The organism is Pseudogulbenkiania sp. NH8B, from assembly GCF_000283535.1.
GTDB lineage: Bacteria > Pseudomonadota > Gammaproteobacteria > Burkholderiales > Chromobacteriaceae > Pseudogulbenkiania > Pseudogulbenkiania ferrooxidans.
In genome coordinates this window covers 960,841-973,532 of record NC_016002.1, presented here as the reverse complement: position 1 = coordinate 973,532, position 12,692 = coordinate 960,841, and the positions used below count along the sequence as shown (strand labels likewise).

The following is a 12,692-nucleotide window of genomic DNA, read 5'->3' as shown; positions in this document are numbered from 1 at the left end:
GAAAGCCTCCATGGCTCACAACACATTCTCGAGACTCGTCAACAGCGACAACGACCTTGAAGGTCTTGTCGCTTATTCTTTGTATAAGCAGGAAAAGATTGCATGGGTTGCGCACCGCACCACCGTTCTCGGGCGTGAGCCAACCACTCAAGAGATTGAAGATCAGTTTGTGGCCATGGTCAGGGATGCCAATATCCAGCAGTGGCGCACTAACGCCCTTCAGATCCTGAACCAGTTCGCCGACAACATGCTCGCCTCTGAGCTCGAGAAAGAGCGAGAGGCCATCAAAGAGAACGCCCTGATCAAGTCGTTCAACCCTCCGTGGTACAAGCGGCTACTCGGAGACACTCTCGCCAACTTGGCAAGCGGCTTTGTTGTGACGGTTCTGATTGCGCTACTCTGGGTTGTCAGTTCAGCGCCACAAAACTTCATTGCCGGCATCATCAACAAGGCCCTGCATGGGCAGATGCCACAAGCAGAAGCATCGACGGCGTCACCGGACAGCTAGACGAATTAAGAACGCCCTCATGGGCGTTTTTTCTCGCCCTCGTTACACGATAGCCAATCAACTCAACACGCATTCCAATTGCAATATCCGGCAAACTGCCGGCCATGAGCGCATTGGGTGACCGCATCAAGACAGAACGAGAGAAGCGCAGCTGGTCCCAGGCCGCGCTGGCGCAGCGCGCCGGTGTCAGTCAGACCACCATCACCGACTTGGAACGCGGGGCTTCCGCTGCTACAACCAAGCTCATCCCCATCGCGAGAGCGCTCAAAGTGAACCCCCACTGGCTGGAAACCGGGCAAGGCCAGCGCGCGGCGCCACCCCAAGGTGATGGCCGCTATGTTGCTGCCGACTCCCTCGAGGAGCTGGCCGAGCAGCTGACGGCCAAAGGCAACGACGACATCGCCCGCCTCTGGCAGCTGATCCTCGCCCTAAAAGACAAGAAGCCTTAGCCAGGCCTTAAAATCCCGACCGACCATATCAAGTCCACTTGATAAAAAACCAAGTGTGCGCCATGGTGGTCCTACGTGTTTCTACGTAGACTGCCGTCGTGCCAACCTTTCACGACAGACTGCGCAAGATCAAGCGCAAACGAGGCGTGACAGCCAAGGAGATTGCAGCTGAATGCCGCGTCAGCATGCAAACGGTATACGGGTGGCTAAAAGACACGATGCCTAAAAACAGTAATTTAGCAACGCTATCGGCATATTTCGGCGTCAGTAGCGACTGGCTGGCGCATGGCATCACCACTCCTGACCGCGCCGCCATGGTCCACGAACTACGCGCCATGCTCCCTAATCTCAGCGACGATCAGATTCGCGTCACCGTCATGATCTGGCGCAACTTCCTGCAGCGGCCACTTGATAGTGAGTCGTGAAAAACGCATGCTAAAGCCATAAGCGCTCAGTAAAGTTAGGCTATCCAAACCACTACAGAGCGGAAGCAATGCGCCAGAATCAACAGCACCCCCAATCCTGTCCACCAACCATCCAGCAGCAATCCATCTCCAACGCACTACACAACCTGGACACTATGGAGCAGCGCATCCTGGCCATGATCAGCCGGATGCGCGCCGATCTAACCAGCCTTTACGACCAGCTCCAACAGAACTAATCCTCCCGGCCGCGCTCGCGGCCGTTGCGCAAAAATAACACCCGCAATTACAAATATAACTTTCGCTATTGACATTCTTAATTACAAATGTAATATTCAACCCATCAGCAGCCGCAACCCGCAGGCGCACCGATCCTTAACAACCCATGAATGCGTAGCCCGGTCCGCCCGACCGGGTCACCACCACCCCATGCCGGCGACCATGCGCGGCGCGTCAGTAACTGCGAGCAGCGAACCCGCGTCGATGGCCATTAGCCACTCGCGCAGATCACAACGCCAGGCGTCCGTGCAAGCAGCAAGCACGGCCTCGTAGGCATGGAAGAACCGCCGCCGCTGGCGGATATACCAGCGGCCGACTGGTAGCCGGTTGATATCAGCCCGCTACCGGACGCAGGTCATGGCGTCGCGTCGAGCCTGTTCCGAAAGGAACCCCAGAAGGCAGCCGGATGGCGTTACCGGCACAACCCGACAGCTTCTAGTCCTTGCCAAGCGAGGGCTGGCGGGTGGGCGGGTTGCCCACCTCTCGCTCAACCAAGGGCGGGATTTTTAACCGCAATGGGCAGTATCTGCATCAGTTGGTATCCAAACAGACGAGCCAAGCATCGCCGGGAGGCGACGCGCCACAAGCAGCCGGATGGCGTTACCGGCACCCATTCACCAACCCGGAGCCACACCATGGACATCATCGAAATCATCATCGGCGACATCTCCGAAGAAGCCGCCACCCGGTTCCGCGAGCGCGGCATGCGGCTCCGGTTCATCGACTTCAAGCACGGCCAGGCCCGCCACATCGCCCGCAAGGTGGTCGCATGAAGTCCTGGGCGCGCGGCACGTCGACCGACCACATCCAGCGCGAACGGGCTGTGGCTCGCTTGAGCGGGTTGTTCAAAGGCGTCGACGCCACGCCTCCCAAGCATATCCGCGACCAGGTCAACGCCACCCGTCGCCGCGCCCACGACCGCGACGACCGCGAATTCCTCCGCCTGGCCACCGCCAGCGGGTACGAGTAACCACGTAGTTCTCCTCCGTCGTGTCTTTGCCCTCGCCGAGGGCGTTTTTTTGGGCTGCCTGCATGCCAATCGGATGAACAGACAGCCGAATCAAGCCAGAGGACTCCCCCATGATTAACGCCATAGCCTTTACCCCGCTCTCCGGCATGCTGGCTCAGCTCACCCTGTGCCGCATGCCCAGCGCCACCGAGGGAATGAAAGCCCGCGAGGCGCTCGTGTTCAACCACCTGCCGCCACGCGGCCAGTCGATCCGCTTCAAGCAGCTGGCCGACACCCTGACGGATCTGCGCGAAGCCGACATCCGCCGCGGCCTCGCCAACCTCATCGACAAAGGCATGGTCGTCAGCGAGCGCAGCGGCGCCGCCTGCGGCCCGGCCGATTACCGGAGGGTGTGACGATGAAACGCACACGCACACAAACGCCGCTCTTCGCCAAGTTCTACAACCAGCTCAACCAGCAGATGTCCGCCGCGATCGGCCTGCTCAGCCATGAAGTCCTGACGGTCACACAGATACTGATCGATTCGGCCGGAGGCAAGGCACAGATCGAACACGACGGCCAGGCCGATCGCCTGATACTGCACATCAATATCGTTACTCAGCGGGACCTGGGCGAAAACGTGCTGGGACAGTTGCTGGTCGAGGCGCTGGCCGAGGCCGGGATTGTCTCCCCCGTAAAAACCCACACCGACGATATCTACGGCAACCTGCATCGCCACGCCGTGGCGTATACGGATGGCACACCCAGCGTCCGATTCGATTTTCGTAGCGTGCTCGCGGCGAGCGCGCAGAGGGAGGCGGCGTGATGGAGCAGCCCACAGAACAGAACGACCAACTCGCCAAGCTCTTTGTAGCTTGCGACCAAGCATTGAAACATCTGGCCGGAAGAGAAACCGAATTTAGCAAGTGGGCAGTTGCGGCCTTATGCGCCGAAGCCATCTTCCCATTCAAAACCGAGATGGGTAGGCGCTGCGATGAGGCAATTGTGCAGGAGATTTTTAAGGAAACAGCCACCGGCGCCATTGATCGCCCCGATTATCCCAACGCCGGGAAAGAAGCCCTCTGGTTCTGGTTTGGCTGCTCCCGCGCCTCATTCCTCACCCTGCCTCGCGTCATGATGCACGCCATGCCGGATCAATGGCAATGCCAAATGGCAGAGCTGCTGGAACAGTATGACAACACCTTCCCGAACCAACCGGATATTGGCACACGTGTGCAGGCCGTGCAGGGCACCCGCCTGGTCAAGTTTCCCGAGTGGGTTCTGAACTATCGCCATCCCGACCACGCCGCAATCGATGCAACGAGAGGAACCAGACTATGAACCAGGAACAACTCCAGAGGTTTTGTGCGCCGGCCGGCGACTACCGCGGCATCGACAAGCCCATTCGTCGTGGCGGCTTCATCTACGCCACCAACGGACACGTACTGGTTCGCGTGGCCGACAGCCCCGATATCGAGTGCAGCAGCGAGCATGCTCCTCTCCCGACGTTAGATTCCTTGGCGGAAGAAGCAGCAGCCCTGCCCGATTACAAGCCGCTGCACATCCATCTGCCGCCGCCAACCACCTGCGGAGCGTGCGACGGCCACGGCAAAGTATCTGCATGCAATGTATGCAATGGCGAAGGGGAGTTCCGTCACGGCCGTCATAGCTACGAATGCCGGGAATGTGACGGCCACGGCTTTTTTGGATCGACCGCCGGCACGATTGCCTGTACCCACTGCGATGGAACAGGGCATGGCCCGTATCAGCGCGTTGTCGTCGAGAGAGAGGCCGGATTCGCACGCCATTACCTCGCCCTTATCCAGACCCTGCCCAACGTCAAGTTTGCGGCCAATGCTAAAGACCCCATCCATGGGATTGCGGGATTCCTCTTCGATGGCGGAGTCGGCGCGCTCATGCCCTTGTGGGACTAAACCATGAAAACCACCCTCGCCATCCTCCGCGAGCTCACCCTCCGCGCCCTGCTCATCGGCAGCGGCGGGCTGGTCTTGCTCATCACCCTCGACACCCTGGCCGAATGGGCGCAACGCCACGGCCATTTCACACACTGAGGCACACCATGGCCACTACACACCAACGCCGGCGCGAGCTGTTCGTCGCCGGTAGCATGCGCGATCTGCGCCGTTACATGGGGCTCAACCAGGCGGCATTCTGGAGCGCCGTCGGCGCCACCCAATCCGCAGGCAGCCGCTACGAATCCGGCCGCCGCACCCCGAAACCCATCCTCGACCTGATCCGCGTCGTGCACGTCGAGGGCATCAAGATTGCCCGGCTGCAGCGCAACCATGTGCCGGAAGAAATGCGGGAGGCGGCGTGAGCCATCGCCGCTTCAACAGCCTCGCTACTCAAGCCCAACGCCGCCGCAATTGGATCCGCGCTGCACGGCTCCGGGCTGCAGAACGCAACAGCACCACAACAAAGGATCGCTTGAATGACCCCGCTTGATTTTGTCTCACTCGACGTCGAAACGCTCGACCAGGCTTCACCCAGCGCCGCCATCGCAACGATTGGCGCCGTGGTGGTGATCGGCGGCCAGCTGATCGACAAGACGCTCTACATCCGCGTCGACCTGGACGACGCCAGCAAGTACGGCACGGTGTCAGCCGACACGCTGCTGTGGCACATCAAACAAGGGATGGAATCTCTGAAGGAGCTGGCCAACCCGGATAGATTGCCGCTCGTCGAAGCGCTGACCACACTGTCCAGCTGGCTGCACAATATCGAGGCTTGGCATGGTTCCATCTTGCCCATCGTCACGCGCGACCCGGATTTCGATCTCTCGATCGTCGCCGACAAGTACCGGAAGCTGGGCCAACCTATCCCGTGGAAGTACTGCAACGGTCGCAGCCACCGTTCGCGCTCTGAAGACCTTGAGTGGATCCTCCAACAATTGGGCGAAGAGCGGGAAACGAGTTACATCACGTCGCACCCGGTCAGTCATCACGCACTGGCGGACGCCACCGAGCAGGCGAAATACCTGTGCAACCTGTTGGCTGACATTCAGATCCGCATCGAGGCCATGAAGACCCGTACCGCAGAGGCCACCACCCCATGAGCACCACCATCCTCATCGGACTCGCCGGTCCGCTCAAGTCCGGCAAGGACACCATTGCTGACCACTTGGTAGCACGGCATGGCTTTGTGAAAATCGGCTTTGCCGACACCATCCGCGAGGAAGTCTCCAAAGCATTCCATCTGTCGGAGGACATGGCCACCATCCTGACTGAGCAAGGCATCAAGGACACGCCCTGCCCATTTCTGGCCCTTGCCCGCTGCTCAAATGACGAATTCCTGCAGTACCTCATCGAGTCCAACACCGAGCCGCTCAGCTTTACGGCGCCGCGCTCGCCGCGTTGGGTACAGCAGCAATGGGGCGACTTCCGTCGCGCCACCATGGGCTGGGACTATTTCATCATCGCCGCCCTCAAGCGCATCTGGGCACACTGGACGGCCAAGACACCGCCGGTTGGCATCGTCGTCAGCGGTGTGCGCTTCGCCCACACGGCGCCCTTCCCGGAGGCCGAGGCCGACATGATTCGGGAGAACAACGGCACGATGTGGCACATCTGCCGCCCCGGACTGGAAACGGCCAGCGACCACGGGACGGAACGCGGCTTGGCAGCGCAGCCTGATGACCACCTGATCACTAACGACGGGACGATTGCGGACTTGCTCGTAAAAACGGACAGCCTCATCGCCAGCTCGCCCCGCTAACCCCACCGCTTCACCCCTCGGCCAGCCCGGCCACAACCCAACACACCATCCCAATCGCAGCCACCACGCCGCGAGGGACACCCTTTGCCCAGGAGAACCGCATGACCACCATCGCCGCACCCGTCCAAACCCCCACCATCCCCGGCACGCCGTTCGCTGGCGGCTTCTATGTTGGTCGTTTCCAGATCGACGGCCAGCAGTACGCCCTGATCGTCTCGCCGAAAACCGCCGGCACCCTCACCGGCAAGTGGGGCGAGTTCGGCCAGGACGTCCCCGGCGCACGCAGCTACAACGACGGCCGCGCCAACACCCTGGCCATGGCCGAGGCCGGCAGCGAGCTCGCCCAGCAGGCGCTGGCGCTGAACATCAACGGCCTCGACGACTGGTACATCCCCAGCCGCGACGAGCTCGAGCTGTGCTACCGCTACCTGAAGCCGACGGCTGGCGAGAACTACTGCTCGTTCCGCGACGGCGACAACGCGAGCAGCTTGCCGGTCGGCTACCCCTACACCGAGGACACCCCGGCGCAGACGCCGGCCGAAGCCTTTCGCGACGGCGGCGCCGAAGCGTTTAACCCGCGTTGGTACTGGGCATCGACGCAGTTCTCGCCCGACTACGCCTGGGGCCAGACCTTCGACGATGGTTACCAGAACGTCGACCACAAGGACTACCAGTGCCGTGCGCGAGCCGTCCGCAGAGAGTTAGTCCTTTAACCCTTTACCCATTTACCGGGCGCGGAGCGCCCGGTCGCGCCAAAAATTTGGAGAGCACCATGGAAGAAATCGTCCTGCAGCACGCCGGCATCACCCTCACCGCGCCTCACGCTACCGTCGTCGAGGCCTTGCTCGATCGACTCGCCGCACCGGCGCCCGCCCTCCTCACTGCCGAGCTGGTCAGCACTTCGCGACCGCCGGCCATCGGCAAGTTCTGGCACGGCGAAGGCGGCATCTACGCCGGCCTGATGCGAGGAGAGGACGGCAACCCGGACTGGCACCTGATCGTGCCGACGGATCCGGCGGCCTACTTCACGGACATCGCCTGGGGCGGTTACGAACACGACGAACCGGAAGCCACCCACGAGCGCGACGGCCTCGCCAATACCCGGGCGCTGGTGGAATCGGACGTTGAGCACCCTGCTGCAGAATGGGCCGCCGGCCTGTTCATCGATGGCCGAGCCGACTTCTACCTGCCGTCTCGTCGCGAACTGCGCCTGTGCTGGGTCAACGTGCCGGAGCTGTTCGTGGACGGCTATTACTGGTCGTCGACGCAGTACTCGCCCAACTACGCCTGGCTCCAGGTCTTCGGCGATGGTTACCAGTACTACGACCACAAGGACCGCCAGTACCGTGCGCGAGCCGTCCGCAGAGTCTTAGCCCTTTAGTCATTTAACCCTTCAGTGCGGGCGTAGCCCGCACTCGCGCGATTTTTTCCAGCATGGCCCTACACACCACCCTCCCGATCTACAAGGTCACCTATGACTTGCTGGTACTGGTCACCGAACTGACGCGGAACATGTCGCGGGACTTCAAAAGCACCTTGGGCAACGACCTCCGCAAGGAATGCGTTGACCTGGTGCTGCTGATCTACCACGCCAACAGCGCCAGCGACAAGGTGCCTCACCTGTCGAAGATGCTCGAGCGCCTGCAAGTGGTGGAGCTCACCCTCCGCCTCTGTAGCGACTTGCACCTCATCAGCCGCGGCCAGTACGCCAAGGCCATCGCGTTGACCGACCAGATCGGGAAGCAAGCCAACGGGTGGCGCAAGAAGTCCGCATCCACGCCTGCTGCCTGACCGTCACGGCGGTCAGGCCCGTGCGATTTGAATCTGGTTGTGCCGCTGGCCCACAAGGCCACCGCCATGCGCTCTAGGGATACCGCCGGCCTACGCCGGGCAGGTCTGGCGCAGTTTCCCCGCTGATCGGCTCACGCCTTCGCCGGGGCGACGTGTAAAGCACGAACCGACGCAGTACTCGCCCAACAACGCCTGGAACCAGAACTTCGACGATGGTAACCAGAACAACGACCACAAGGACAACCAGTACCGTGCGCGAGCCGTCCGCAGATTCAACCGGCGAGGGCCATGCCGGAAACCTTTTCCTCAGGAGCACCCCTTGAATGAGCTGGCTCTTTTCACAGGCGCTGGTGGCGGCCTACTCGGCGGCCACCTCCTCGGATGGCGCACCATCTGCGCCGTTGAGCGTGATGCCTACGCCGCACAAGTTCTGGCGCAACGACAAAACGATGGATGCCTCCCAGCTTTCCCGATTTGGTCTGACGTGTGCAGTTTTGACGGAAGACCATGGCGAGGCCTTGTTGACGTGGTATCGGGAGGGTTTCCGTGCCAGGACATCTCCGCCGCCGGGGGGGGGTACGGGCATTGACGGAACCCGTTCTGGACTCTGGCGCGAAATGGCCAGAATTATCGGCGAGGTACGACCACGCTTCGTCTTCGTGGAAAACTCACCTCTGCTTGTGGGAAGAGGACTTGCCGTGGTCCTCGGTGACCTTGCCGCGCTGGGGTATGACGCGCAGTGGGCATGTTTATCAGCATCCGACCTTGGAGCGCCCCATCAGCGCGACCGCATCTGGATTGTGGCCTACGCCCAAGGCGAACGACGCGGAGAAACGCGGCAATTTCGACCTATCCAATCCCCGCAATGGACTTCCAGCGGCGACAAAGGCATCAATGCTGTGGCCAACGCCAACAGCCACCCTTGGATCGAAAGGGGGCCGGATCACCCCCAGGAAAAGCAGAGAAAGGGGAACGCTGATCGAGGCCGTATCGGCCAGAACATGGCCGACACCTGCGGCATCAGATGCTACAAAGTGGAGTCACCAGTCACTTGCCGAGCGGAAGGCAAAACGACAGCAAGTAAGGCTGCCGACAGCAGTATCACCGGAGGGTGGCGCAGGTGGCCAGCTGAACCCAACGTGGGTCGAGTGGCTCATGGGGTGGCCCATCGGGTGGACAGACTTAAAGCCCTTGGCAATGGACAGGTTTCGAGAGTGGCAGCAGCAGCATGGGTTGTCTTGGGCGGAGCATGAGGATGCCGCCTGATACCCTCTCCATTGAAACCCTCGTCACCGCCTACTACGACTGCCGCCGCTCCAAGCGCAACAGTCACAACGCCCTAGCCTTCGAGCAGAACCTTGAACGCAACCTCTGCCAGCTATACGACGAGCTGGCCAGTGGCACCTACAGCCCAGGGCGCAGCATCTGCTTTGTAGTGACGAGGCCGAAGCCTCGCGAGGTGTGGGCGGCGGACTTCCGCGACCGGATCGTCCACCACCTGCTCTACAACCACATCGCGCCCCGCTTCCACGCCAGCTTCATCACCGATAGCTGCGCCTGCATTCCTGGGCGCGGCACGCTGTACGCGGCCGAGCGGCTGGAAGCGAAGGTACGACGCATCACACAGAACTGGAGCCGTCCGGCGTTTTACCTCAAGTGCGACCTGGCCAACTTCTTCGTCAGCATCGACAAGCGCGTCCTGCGCGACCAGCTGGCCGCCAAGATCGACGAAGCCTGGTGGCTGGCGCTGGCCGAGCAGATCCTGTTCCACGACCCGCGCACGGACTACGAGCTGCACAGTTCGCCGGCGCTCGTGGATCTCGTGCCGAGGCACAAAAGGTTGGCCGAACAACCCGCGCACCTCGGCCTACCCATCGGCAACCTGTCGAGCCAGTTTTTCGCCAACGTATACCTCAACGCGCTCGACCAGTACGCCAAGCACCAGCTGCGCGCGCGGCATTACATCCGCTACGTCGACGACTTCATTCTGCTGCACGAGTCGGCACAGTGGCTGAGCGCCACCCACGACCAGATCGAAGCATGGCTTCCGGCCCGGCTCCATGTCCGGCTCAACCCGGCCAAGACCATCCTGCAGCCGGTCAGCCGCGGCATCGACTTCGTCGGCCAGGTCATCAAACCCTGGCACCGCGCCACCCGCCGCAAAACCTACCGCCAGGCGTTGCGCCGGGCCGCCAGTATCCACCCGACCGACCTGTTCGAAACGGCCAACAGTTACTTCGGCCTGCTCACCCAGGCCACGCACAGCCACCACGACCGCGCAAGACTGGCGAATGTGCTGCGGCTGCGGGGGATGACGGTCAATGGCGGGCTGACCAAGACGTATCGGAAGCACCGGAAGTAACTCAAGCAGCGTCAGCTGCAGGCAGCGCAATCAAACAGGCCACCACCACGGTGGCCTCACTTTTTCAGGAGCAGCAAATGCAAACCAACAACCCGGAAGTAGTGGAATTCATCAACACCCTGACGGAGTGGCACAAGAACCGTGTCGAGCAGCTGGAGCTGATCACGAACAACCGTGACGCCGGCATCCGGTTGGGCGATCGCACAATCGAGGCCGGCAGCGACATCGCCAAGGGCATCCGCCTGGGTATCGCCATCGCCCTGGAGCAGCTGGGCAAGCTGCCGTTCAGCGTCACCCCCATCGAGGCCGAGGAAGATGACGGCGAAGAGAAAGAGGTGCTGTCGGCCGCCGAGAGCGCCAAGGAATACTGCTGGAGTAACAACGGTGAGGAGTATCACGGCAGCTTCACCAGCATTGATGAAGCTCTGGACGACTACCTGAATACCTACGATGTGGATGATGCGGCACATGTGCACATCGGGGAAGCGAAACACTACGCGCCGGGCAGCCCCGTTTCCCTGGCTGATGACGTGCTGGAGCAGATGAATTGCCAGGCTGCAGATGAGGCAGGCGAGCACGCCGATGACTGGCCACACCTGCCGTACGACAAGCTCAATGAGCTTGGCCAGATGATTCAGGACTTCGTGTGGCAGCACGATGCACCGACCTTCTACACCGTTGAAAACACCGTGCTTTACGACGTGTCCACCCGCCAGCCAGCGACGCCGAAGCCGGAGGGTGTGTGATGGCTGCCACGAAGAAACCGAAGTGCCGCACCTGCGGCGGCTACTGCGGCCGACGCAAGGGCCAGGGATGCCAGTACGCAGCCAACGAGGCGAAGCGTCGGAGCGAGGAGGTGTATCAGTTGGCAACGGCTGGCTTGCGGCAGAAGAAAGGCAGTGCGGCATGAAGGAACTACCAATTTCGTTCAACGCGCCGATGGTGCGCGCCATCCTCGCCGGCGCGAAAACGCAGACACGGAGGATCATCAAGCCGCAGCCTGACCACCGCACGACGCGGGTAAGCATCTGCCGCGATCAATGGATGGGTAACGGCCCATCCGGCAACGGAGCCGGCACAGCACAATGGGACCCAAGGCGCAAATCGCCATTTGCCGTCGGCGACCGGCTGTGGGTGCGGCAGACATGGCGCCTCCCCGGCATCTTTAACGCGCCGACCGTATGTACATTCGCACGCAGTTTAGTCCGACACGCCCTAGATAACGGCAACAAAGGTGCTAGTCAGTACCATCGCGCCATGCTCATGCCACGCTGGGCAAGCCGCATCCTGTTGGAAGTTGTCAGTGTGCGCGCGGAGCGCCTGCAGGACATCAGCGACGCCGATGCGATCGCCGAAGGGATTGGCCTCAACGAATCGGCGGCCGGCGTGCCGTCGACCAACCCGTCCGGGGAGACGCTGCCCGTTGCGACGTTCCGTCGTGGTGTATGGGAGCCGATCTATGGGGCCGAGGGGTGGGAGGCTAATCCCTGGGTGTGGGTGGTCGAGTTTCGGAGGATTGATGCATGAGCGGCCAGATCGAGCTTTGTCTGGTCGCCACCGGACAGCAGGCGGCGGTGCTTCTGCCGCCTGATGTGCGCCGCCGACTGGCGGACAACCACCTGCGCGGACGGCAGGTTTTCTACGCGATGGGCAGCAGCGCCGGCGATGTAATGGTGTGGGCCGGTCGCGGTCAGCGCCCGGGCTGGGTACAGGAATGGCTGGCCAAGGGCGGCACTCTAGAGCAGTTGGCCGCGCACACAGATCTACTGGAGAACGCAGCATGAAACACCACATCATCACCCTACTACTGGCCGCGGCCAGCGCCACCACCCTCGCCGGCGACTTCGACGCCAAGCACCGCCTCGGCCCGGCCGAGTTTGGCGAGCGCTACGCCGTCAACACCGTCGCTTCCATGCCCAGCGACCAGACTCAGGCCGTCCTCATCGCTGCCGGCAGCACCATCAGCCAGCAGCGGGCCGACTTGATCGGGTCCGGCACCACGGCGGACGGAAAGGAGATATTCACCGGCAAGCGCGGAGGGAAGTACTACCACAGCGCCGGCGGCGACCGGGTTTACATCAAGTGAAAAGACAGGCGCCAGGCCAGCGCCCGGGCTGGGTGCAGGAATGGCTGACCAAGGGCGGCACGCTGGAGCAGCTGGCCGCAACACTGGACCAGCAAGGAAGCGAAAATAGAG

General features: G+C 61.8%; 24 protein-coding genes. All 24 read left to right on the top strand.

Features of this window, described 5'->3' with window-relative positions; translation table 11 throughout:
- The first annotated feature begins 10 nt into the window (after nucleotides 1-10).
- Nucleotides 11-508 (top strand): hypothetical protein, encoded by a 498-nt coding sequence (locus NH8B_RS04675; protein WP_014086244.1) that lies wholly within the window; start codon nucleotides 11-13, stop codon nucleotides 506-508.
- Nucleotides 509-612: 104 nt separating this feature from the next.
- Nucleotides 613-957 carry a helix-turn-helix domain-containing protein gene (locus NH8B_RS04670; RefSeq protein ID WP_014086243.1) on the top strand — a complete coding sequence of 115 codons (345 nt, stop codon included), beginning with the start codon at nucleotides 613-615 and terminating at the stop codon, nucleotides 955-957.
- A gap of 98 nt (nucleotides 958-1,055) precedes the next feature.
- Complete coding sequence (locus NH8B_RS04665; RefSeq protein ID WP_014086242.1) at nucleotides 1,056-1,382, top strand: helix-turn-helix domain-containing protein; 327 nt, start codon at nucleotides 1,056-1,058, stop codon at nucleotides 1,380-1,382.
- A 68-nt stretch (nucleotides 1,383-1,450) separates the two neighbouring features.
- On the top strand, nucleotides 1,451-1,618 hold the full coding sequence (locus tag NH8B_RS21030) for a hypothetical protein (RefSeq protein WP_014086241.1): 168 nt from the start codon (nucleotides 1,451-1,453) through the stop codon (nucleotides 1,616-1,618).
- Nucleotides 1,619-2,293: 675 nt separating this feature from the next.
- A complete protein-coding gene (locus NH8B_RS21025; RefSeq protein ID WP_158453611.1) occupies nucleotides 2,294-2,431 on the top strand; it encodes a hypothetical protein in 138 nt (45 codons plus the stop codon).
- Nucleotides 2,428-2,628: a hypothetical protein gene (locus NH8B_RS04660; RefSeq protein ID WP_014086239.1), complete on the top strand. Its 201-nt coding sequence runs from the start codon at nucleotides 2,428-2,430 to the stop codon at nucleotides 2,626-2,628. The genes NH8B_RS21025 and NH8B_RS04660 overlap by 4 nt, the downstream gene beginning before the upstream one ends.
- A 110-nt stretch (nucleotides 2,629-2,738) precedes the next feature.
- Entirely contained in the window at nucleotides 2,739-3,023 is a 285-nt protein-coding gene (locus NH8B_RS04655; RefSeq protein ID WP_014086237.1) for a hypothetical protein, read from the top strand.
- Between the two features lie 2 nt (nucleotides 3,024-3,025).
- A complete protein-coding gene (locus tag NH8B_RS04650) occupies nucleotides 3,026-3,433 on the top strand; it encodes a hypothetical protein (protein WP_014086236.1) in 408 nt (135 codons plus the stop codon).
- On the top strand, nucleotides 3,433-3,948 hold the full coding sequence (locus NH8B_RS21130; RefSeq protein ID WP_014086235.1) for a hypothetical protein: 516 nt from the start codon (nucleotides 3,433-3,435) through the stop codon (nucleotides 3,946-3,948). Before NH8B_RS04650 ends, NH8B_RS21130 begins: the two co-directional genes overlap by 1 nt.
- A complete protein-coding gene (locus tag NH8B_RS04640; protein ID WP_014086234.1) occupies nucleotides 3,945-4,541 on the top strand; it encodes a hypothetical protein in 597 nt (198 codons plus the stop codon). Before NH8B_RS21130 ends, NH8B_RS04640 begins: the two co-directional genes overlap by 4 nt.
- Nucleotides 4,542-4,544: 3 nt before the next feature.
- Entirely contained in the window at nucleotides 4,545-4,679 is a 135-nt protein-coding gene (locus NH8B_RS21285; RefSeq protein ID WP_014086233.1) for a hypothetical protein, read from the top strand.
- Nucleotides 4,680-4,687: 8 nt separating this feature from the next.
- Nucleotides 4,688-4,945: a helix-turn-helix domain-containing protein gene (locus NH8B_RS04635; RefSeq protein ID WP_014086232.1), complete on the top strand. Its 258-nt coding sequence runs from the start codon at nucleotides 4,688-4,690 to the stop codon at nucleotides 4,943-4,945.
- 114 nt (nucleotides 4,946-5,059) lie between these two features.
- Nucleotides 5,060-5,683, top strand: a complete 624-nt coding sequence (locus NH8B_RS04630; RefSeq protein WP_014086231.1) for a 3'-5' exonuclease — start codon at nucleotides 5,060-5,062, stop codon at nucleotides 5,681-5,683.
- A complete protein-coding gene (locus tag NH8B_RS04625; protein ID WP_014086230.1) occupies nucleotides 5,680-6,342 on the top strand; it encodes a deoxynucleotide monophosphate kinase family protein in 663 nt (220 codons plus the stop codon). The genes NH8B_RS04630 and NH8B_RS04625 overlap by 4 nt, the downstream gene beginning before the upstream one ends.
- A 101-nt stretch (nucleotides 6,343-6,443) precedes the next feature.
- On the top strand, nucleotides 6,444-7,055 hold the full coding sequence (locus NH8B_RS04620) for an Lcl domain-containing protein (protein ID WP_014086229.1): 612 nt from the start codon (nucleotides 6,444-6,446) through the stop codon (nucleotides 7,053-7,055).
- Nucleotides 7,056-7,114: 59 nt separating this feature from the next.
- Nucleotides 7,115-7,723, top strand: a complete 609-nt coding sequence (locus NH8B_RS04615; RefSeq protein WP_014086228.1) for a DUF1566 domain-containing protein — start codon at nucleotides 7,115-7,117, stop codon at nucleotides 7,721-7,723.
- Between the two features lie 53 nt (nucleotides 7,724-7,776).
- A complete protein-coding gene (locus tag NH8B_RS04610) occupies nucleotides 7,777-8,133 on the top strand; it encodes a four helix bundle protein (RefSeq protein WP_014086227.1) in 357 nt (118 codons plus the stop codon).
- Between the two features lie 37 nt (nucleotides 8,134-8,170).
- Complete coding sequence (locus NH8B_RS21365) at nucleotides 8,171-8,722, top strand: DNA cytosine methyltransferase (protein ID WP_369751177.1); 552 nt, start codon at nucleotides 8,171-8,173, stop codon at nucleotides 8,720-8,722.
- Nucleotides 8,628-9,386 (top strand): DNA cytosine methyltransferase, encoded by a 759-nt coding sequence (locus NH8B_RS20345; protein ID WP_369751176.1) that lies wholly within the window; start codon nucleotides 8,628-8,630, stop codon nucleotides 9,384-9,386. The genes NH8B_RS21365 and NH8B_RS20345 overlap by 95 nt, the downstream gene beginning before the upstream one ends.
- 2 nt (nucleotides 9,387-9,388) lie before the next feature.
- A complete protein-coding gene (locus NH8B_RS04600) occupies nucleotides 9,389-10,495 on the top strand; it encodes an RNA-directed DNA polymerase (RefSeq protein ID WP_014086224.1) in 1,107 nt (368 codons plus the stop codon).
- Between the two features lie 77 nt (nucleotides 10,496-10,572).
- Nucleotides 10,573-11,241 (top strand): hypothetical protein, encoded by a 669-nt coding sequence (locus NH8B_RS04595; protein ID WP_014086223.1) that lies wholly within the window; start codon nucleotides 10,573-10,575, stop codon nucleotides 11,239-11,241.
- A gap of 160 nt (nucleotides 11,242-11,401) precedes the next feature.
- A complete protein-coding gene (locus tag NH8B_RS04590; protein WP_014086221.1) occupies nucleotides 11,402-12,022 on the top strand; it encodes a hypothetical protein in 621 nt (206 codons plus the stop codon).
- Nucleotides 12,019-12,279 carry an H-NS family nucleoid-associated regulatory protein gene (locus NH8B_RS04585; protein ID WP_014086220.1) on the top strand — a complete coding sequence of 87 codons (261 nt, stop codon included), beginning with the start codon at nucleotides 12,019-12,021 and terminating at the stop codon, nucleotides 12,277-12,279. The genes NH8B_RS04590 and NH8B_RS04585 overlap by 4 nt, the downstream gene beginning before the upstream one ends.
- Nucleotides 12,276-12,581 (top strand): hypothetical protein, encoded by a 306-nt coding sequence (locus NH8B_RS04580; RefSeq protein WP_014086219.1) that lies wholly within the window; start codon nucleotides 12,276-12,278, stop codon nucleotides 12,579-12,581. Before NH8B_RS04585 ends, NH8B_RS04580 begins: the two co-directional genes overlap by 4 nt.
- Nucleotides 12,582-12,692 lie beyond the last annotated feature (111 nt).

Coding starts and splice junctions, on each gene's coding strand:
- NH8B_RS21030 (WP_014086241.1), top strand. CDS start 1,451: ATGCGCCAGAATCAACAGCACCCCCAATCCTGTCCACCAACCATCCAG.
- NH8B_RS04595 (WP_014086223.1), top strand. CDS start 10,573: ATGCAAACCAACAACCCGGAAGTAGTGGAATTCATCAACACCCTGACG.
- NH8B_RS21025 (WP_158453611.1), top strand. CDS start 2,294: ATGGACATCATCGAAATCATCATCGGCGACATCTCCGAAGAAGCCGCC.
- NH8B_RS21130 (WP_014086235.1), top strand. CDS start 3,433: ATGGAGCAGCCCACAGAACAGAACGACCAACTCGCCAAGCTCTTTGTA.
- NH8B_RS04600 (WP_014086224.1), top strand. CDS start 9,389: ATGCCGCCTGATACCCTCTCCATTGAAACCCTCGTCACCGCCTACTAC.
- NH8B_RS04615 (WP_014086228.1), top strand. CDS start 7,115: ATGGAAGAAATCGTCCTGCAGCACGCCGGCATCACCCTCACCGCGCCT.
- NH8B_RS04625 (WP_014086230.1), top strand. CDS start 5,680: ATGAGCACCACCATCCTCATCGGACTCGCCGGTCCGCTCAAGTCCGGC.
- NH8B_RS04650 (WP_014086236.1), top strand. CDS start 3,026: ATGAAACGCACACGCACACAAACGCCGCTCTTCGCCAAGTTCTACAAC.
- NH8B_RS04590 (WP_014086221.1), top strand. CDS start 11,402: ATGAAGGAACTACCAATTTCGTTCAACGCGCCGATGGTGCGCGCCATC.
- NH8B_RS04610 (WP_014086227.1), top strand. CDS start 7,777: ATGGCCCTACACACCACCCTCCCGATCTACAAGGTCACCTATGACTTG.
- NH8B_RS04675 (WP_014086244.1), top strand. CDS start 11: ATGGCTCACAACACATTCTCGAGACTCGTCAACAGCGACAACGACCTT.
- NH8B_RS04670 (WP_014086243.1), top strand. CDS start 613: ATGAGCGCATTGGGTGACCGCATCAAGACAGAACGAGAGAAGCGCAGC.
- NH8B_RS04640 (WP_014086234.1), top strand. CDS start 3,945: ATGAACCAGGAACAACTCCAGAGGTTTTGTGCGCCGGCCGGCGACTAC.
- NH8B_RS21285 (WP_014086233.1), top strand. CDS start 4,545: ATGAAAACCACCCTCGCCATCCTCCGCGAGCTCACCCTCCGCGCCCTG.
- NH8B_RS04630 (WP_014086231.1), top strand. CDS start 5,060: ATGACCCCGCTTGATTTTGTCTCACTCGACGTCGAAACGCTCGACCAG.
- NH8B_RS04655 (WP_014086237.1), top strand. CDS start 2,739: ATGATTAACGCCATAGCCTTTACCCCGCTCTCCGGCATGCTGGCTCAG.
- NH8B_RS04585 (WP_014086220.1), top strand. CDS start 12,019: ATGAGCGGCCAGATCGAGCTTTGTCTGGTCGCCACCGGACAGCAGGCG.
- NH8B_RS04635 (WP_014086232.1), top strand. CDS start 4,688: ATGGCCACTACACACCAACGCCGGCGCGAGCTGTTCGTCGCCGGTAGC.
- NH8B_RS04580 (WP_014086219.1), top strand. CDS start 12,276: ATGAAACACCACATCATCACCCTACTACTGGCCGCGGCCAGCGCCACC.
- NH8B_RS04620 (WP_014086229.1), top strand. CDS start 6,444: ATGACCACCATCGCCGCACCCGTCCAAACCCCCACCATCCCCGGCACG.
- NH8B_RS04660 (WP_014086239.1), top strand. CDS start 2,428: ATGAAGTCCTGGGCGCGCGGCACGTCGACCGACCACATCCAGCGCGAA.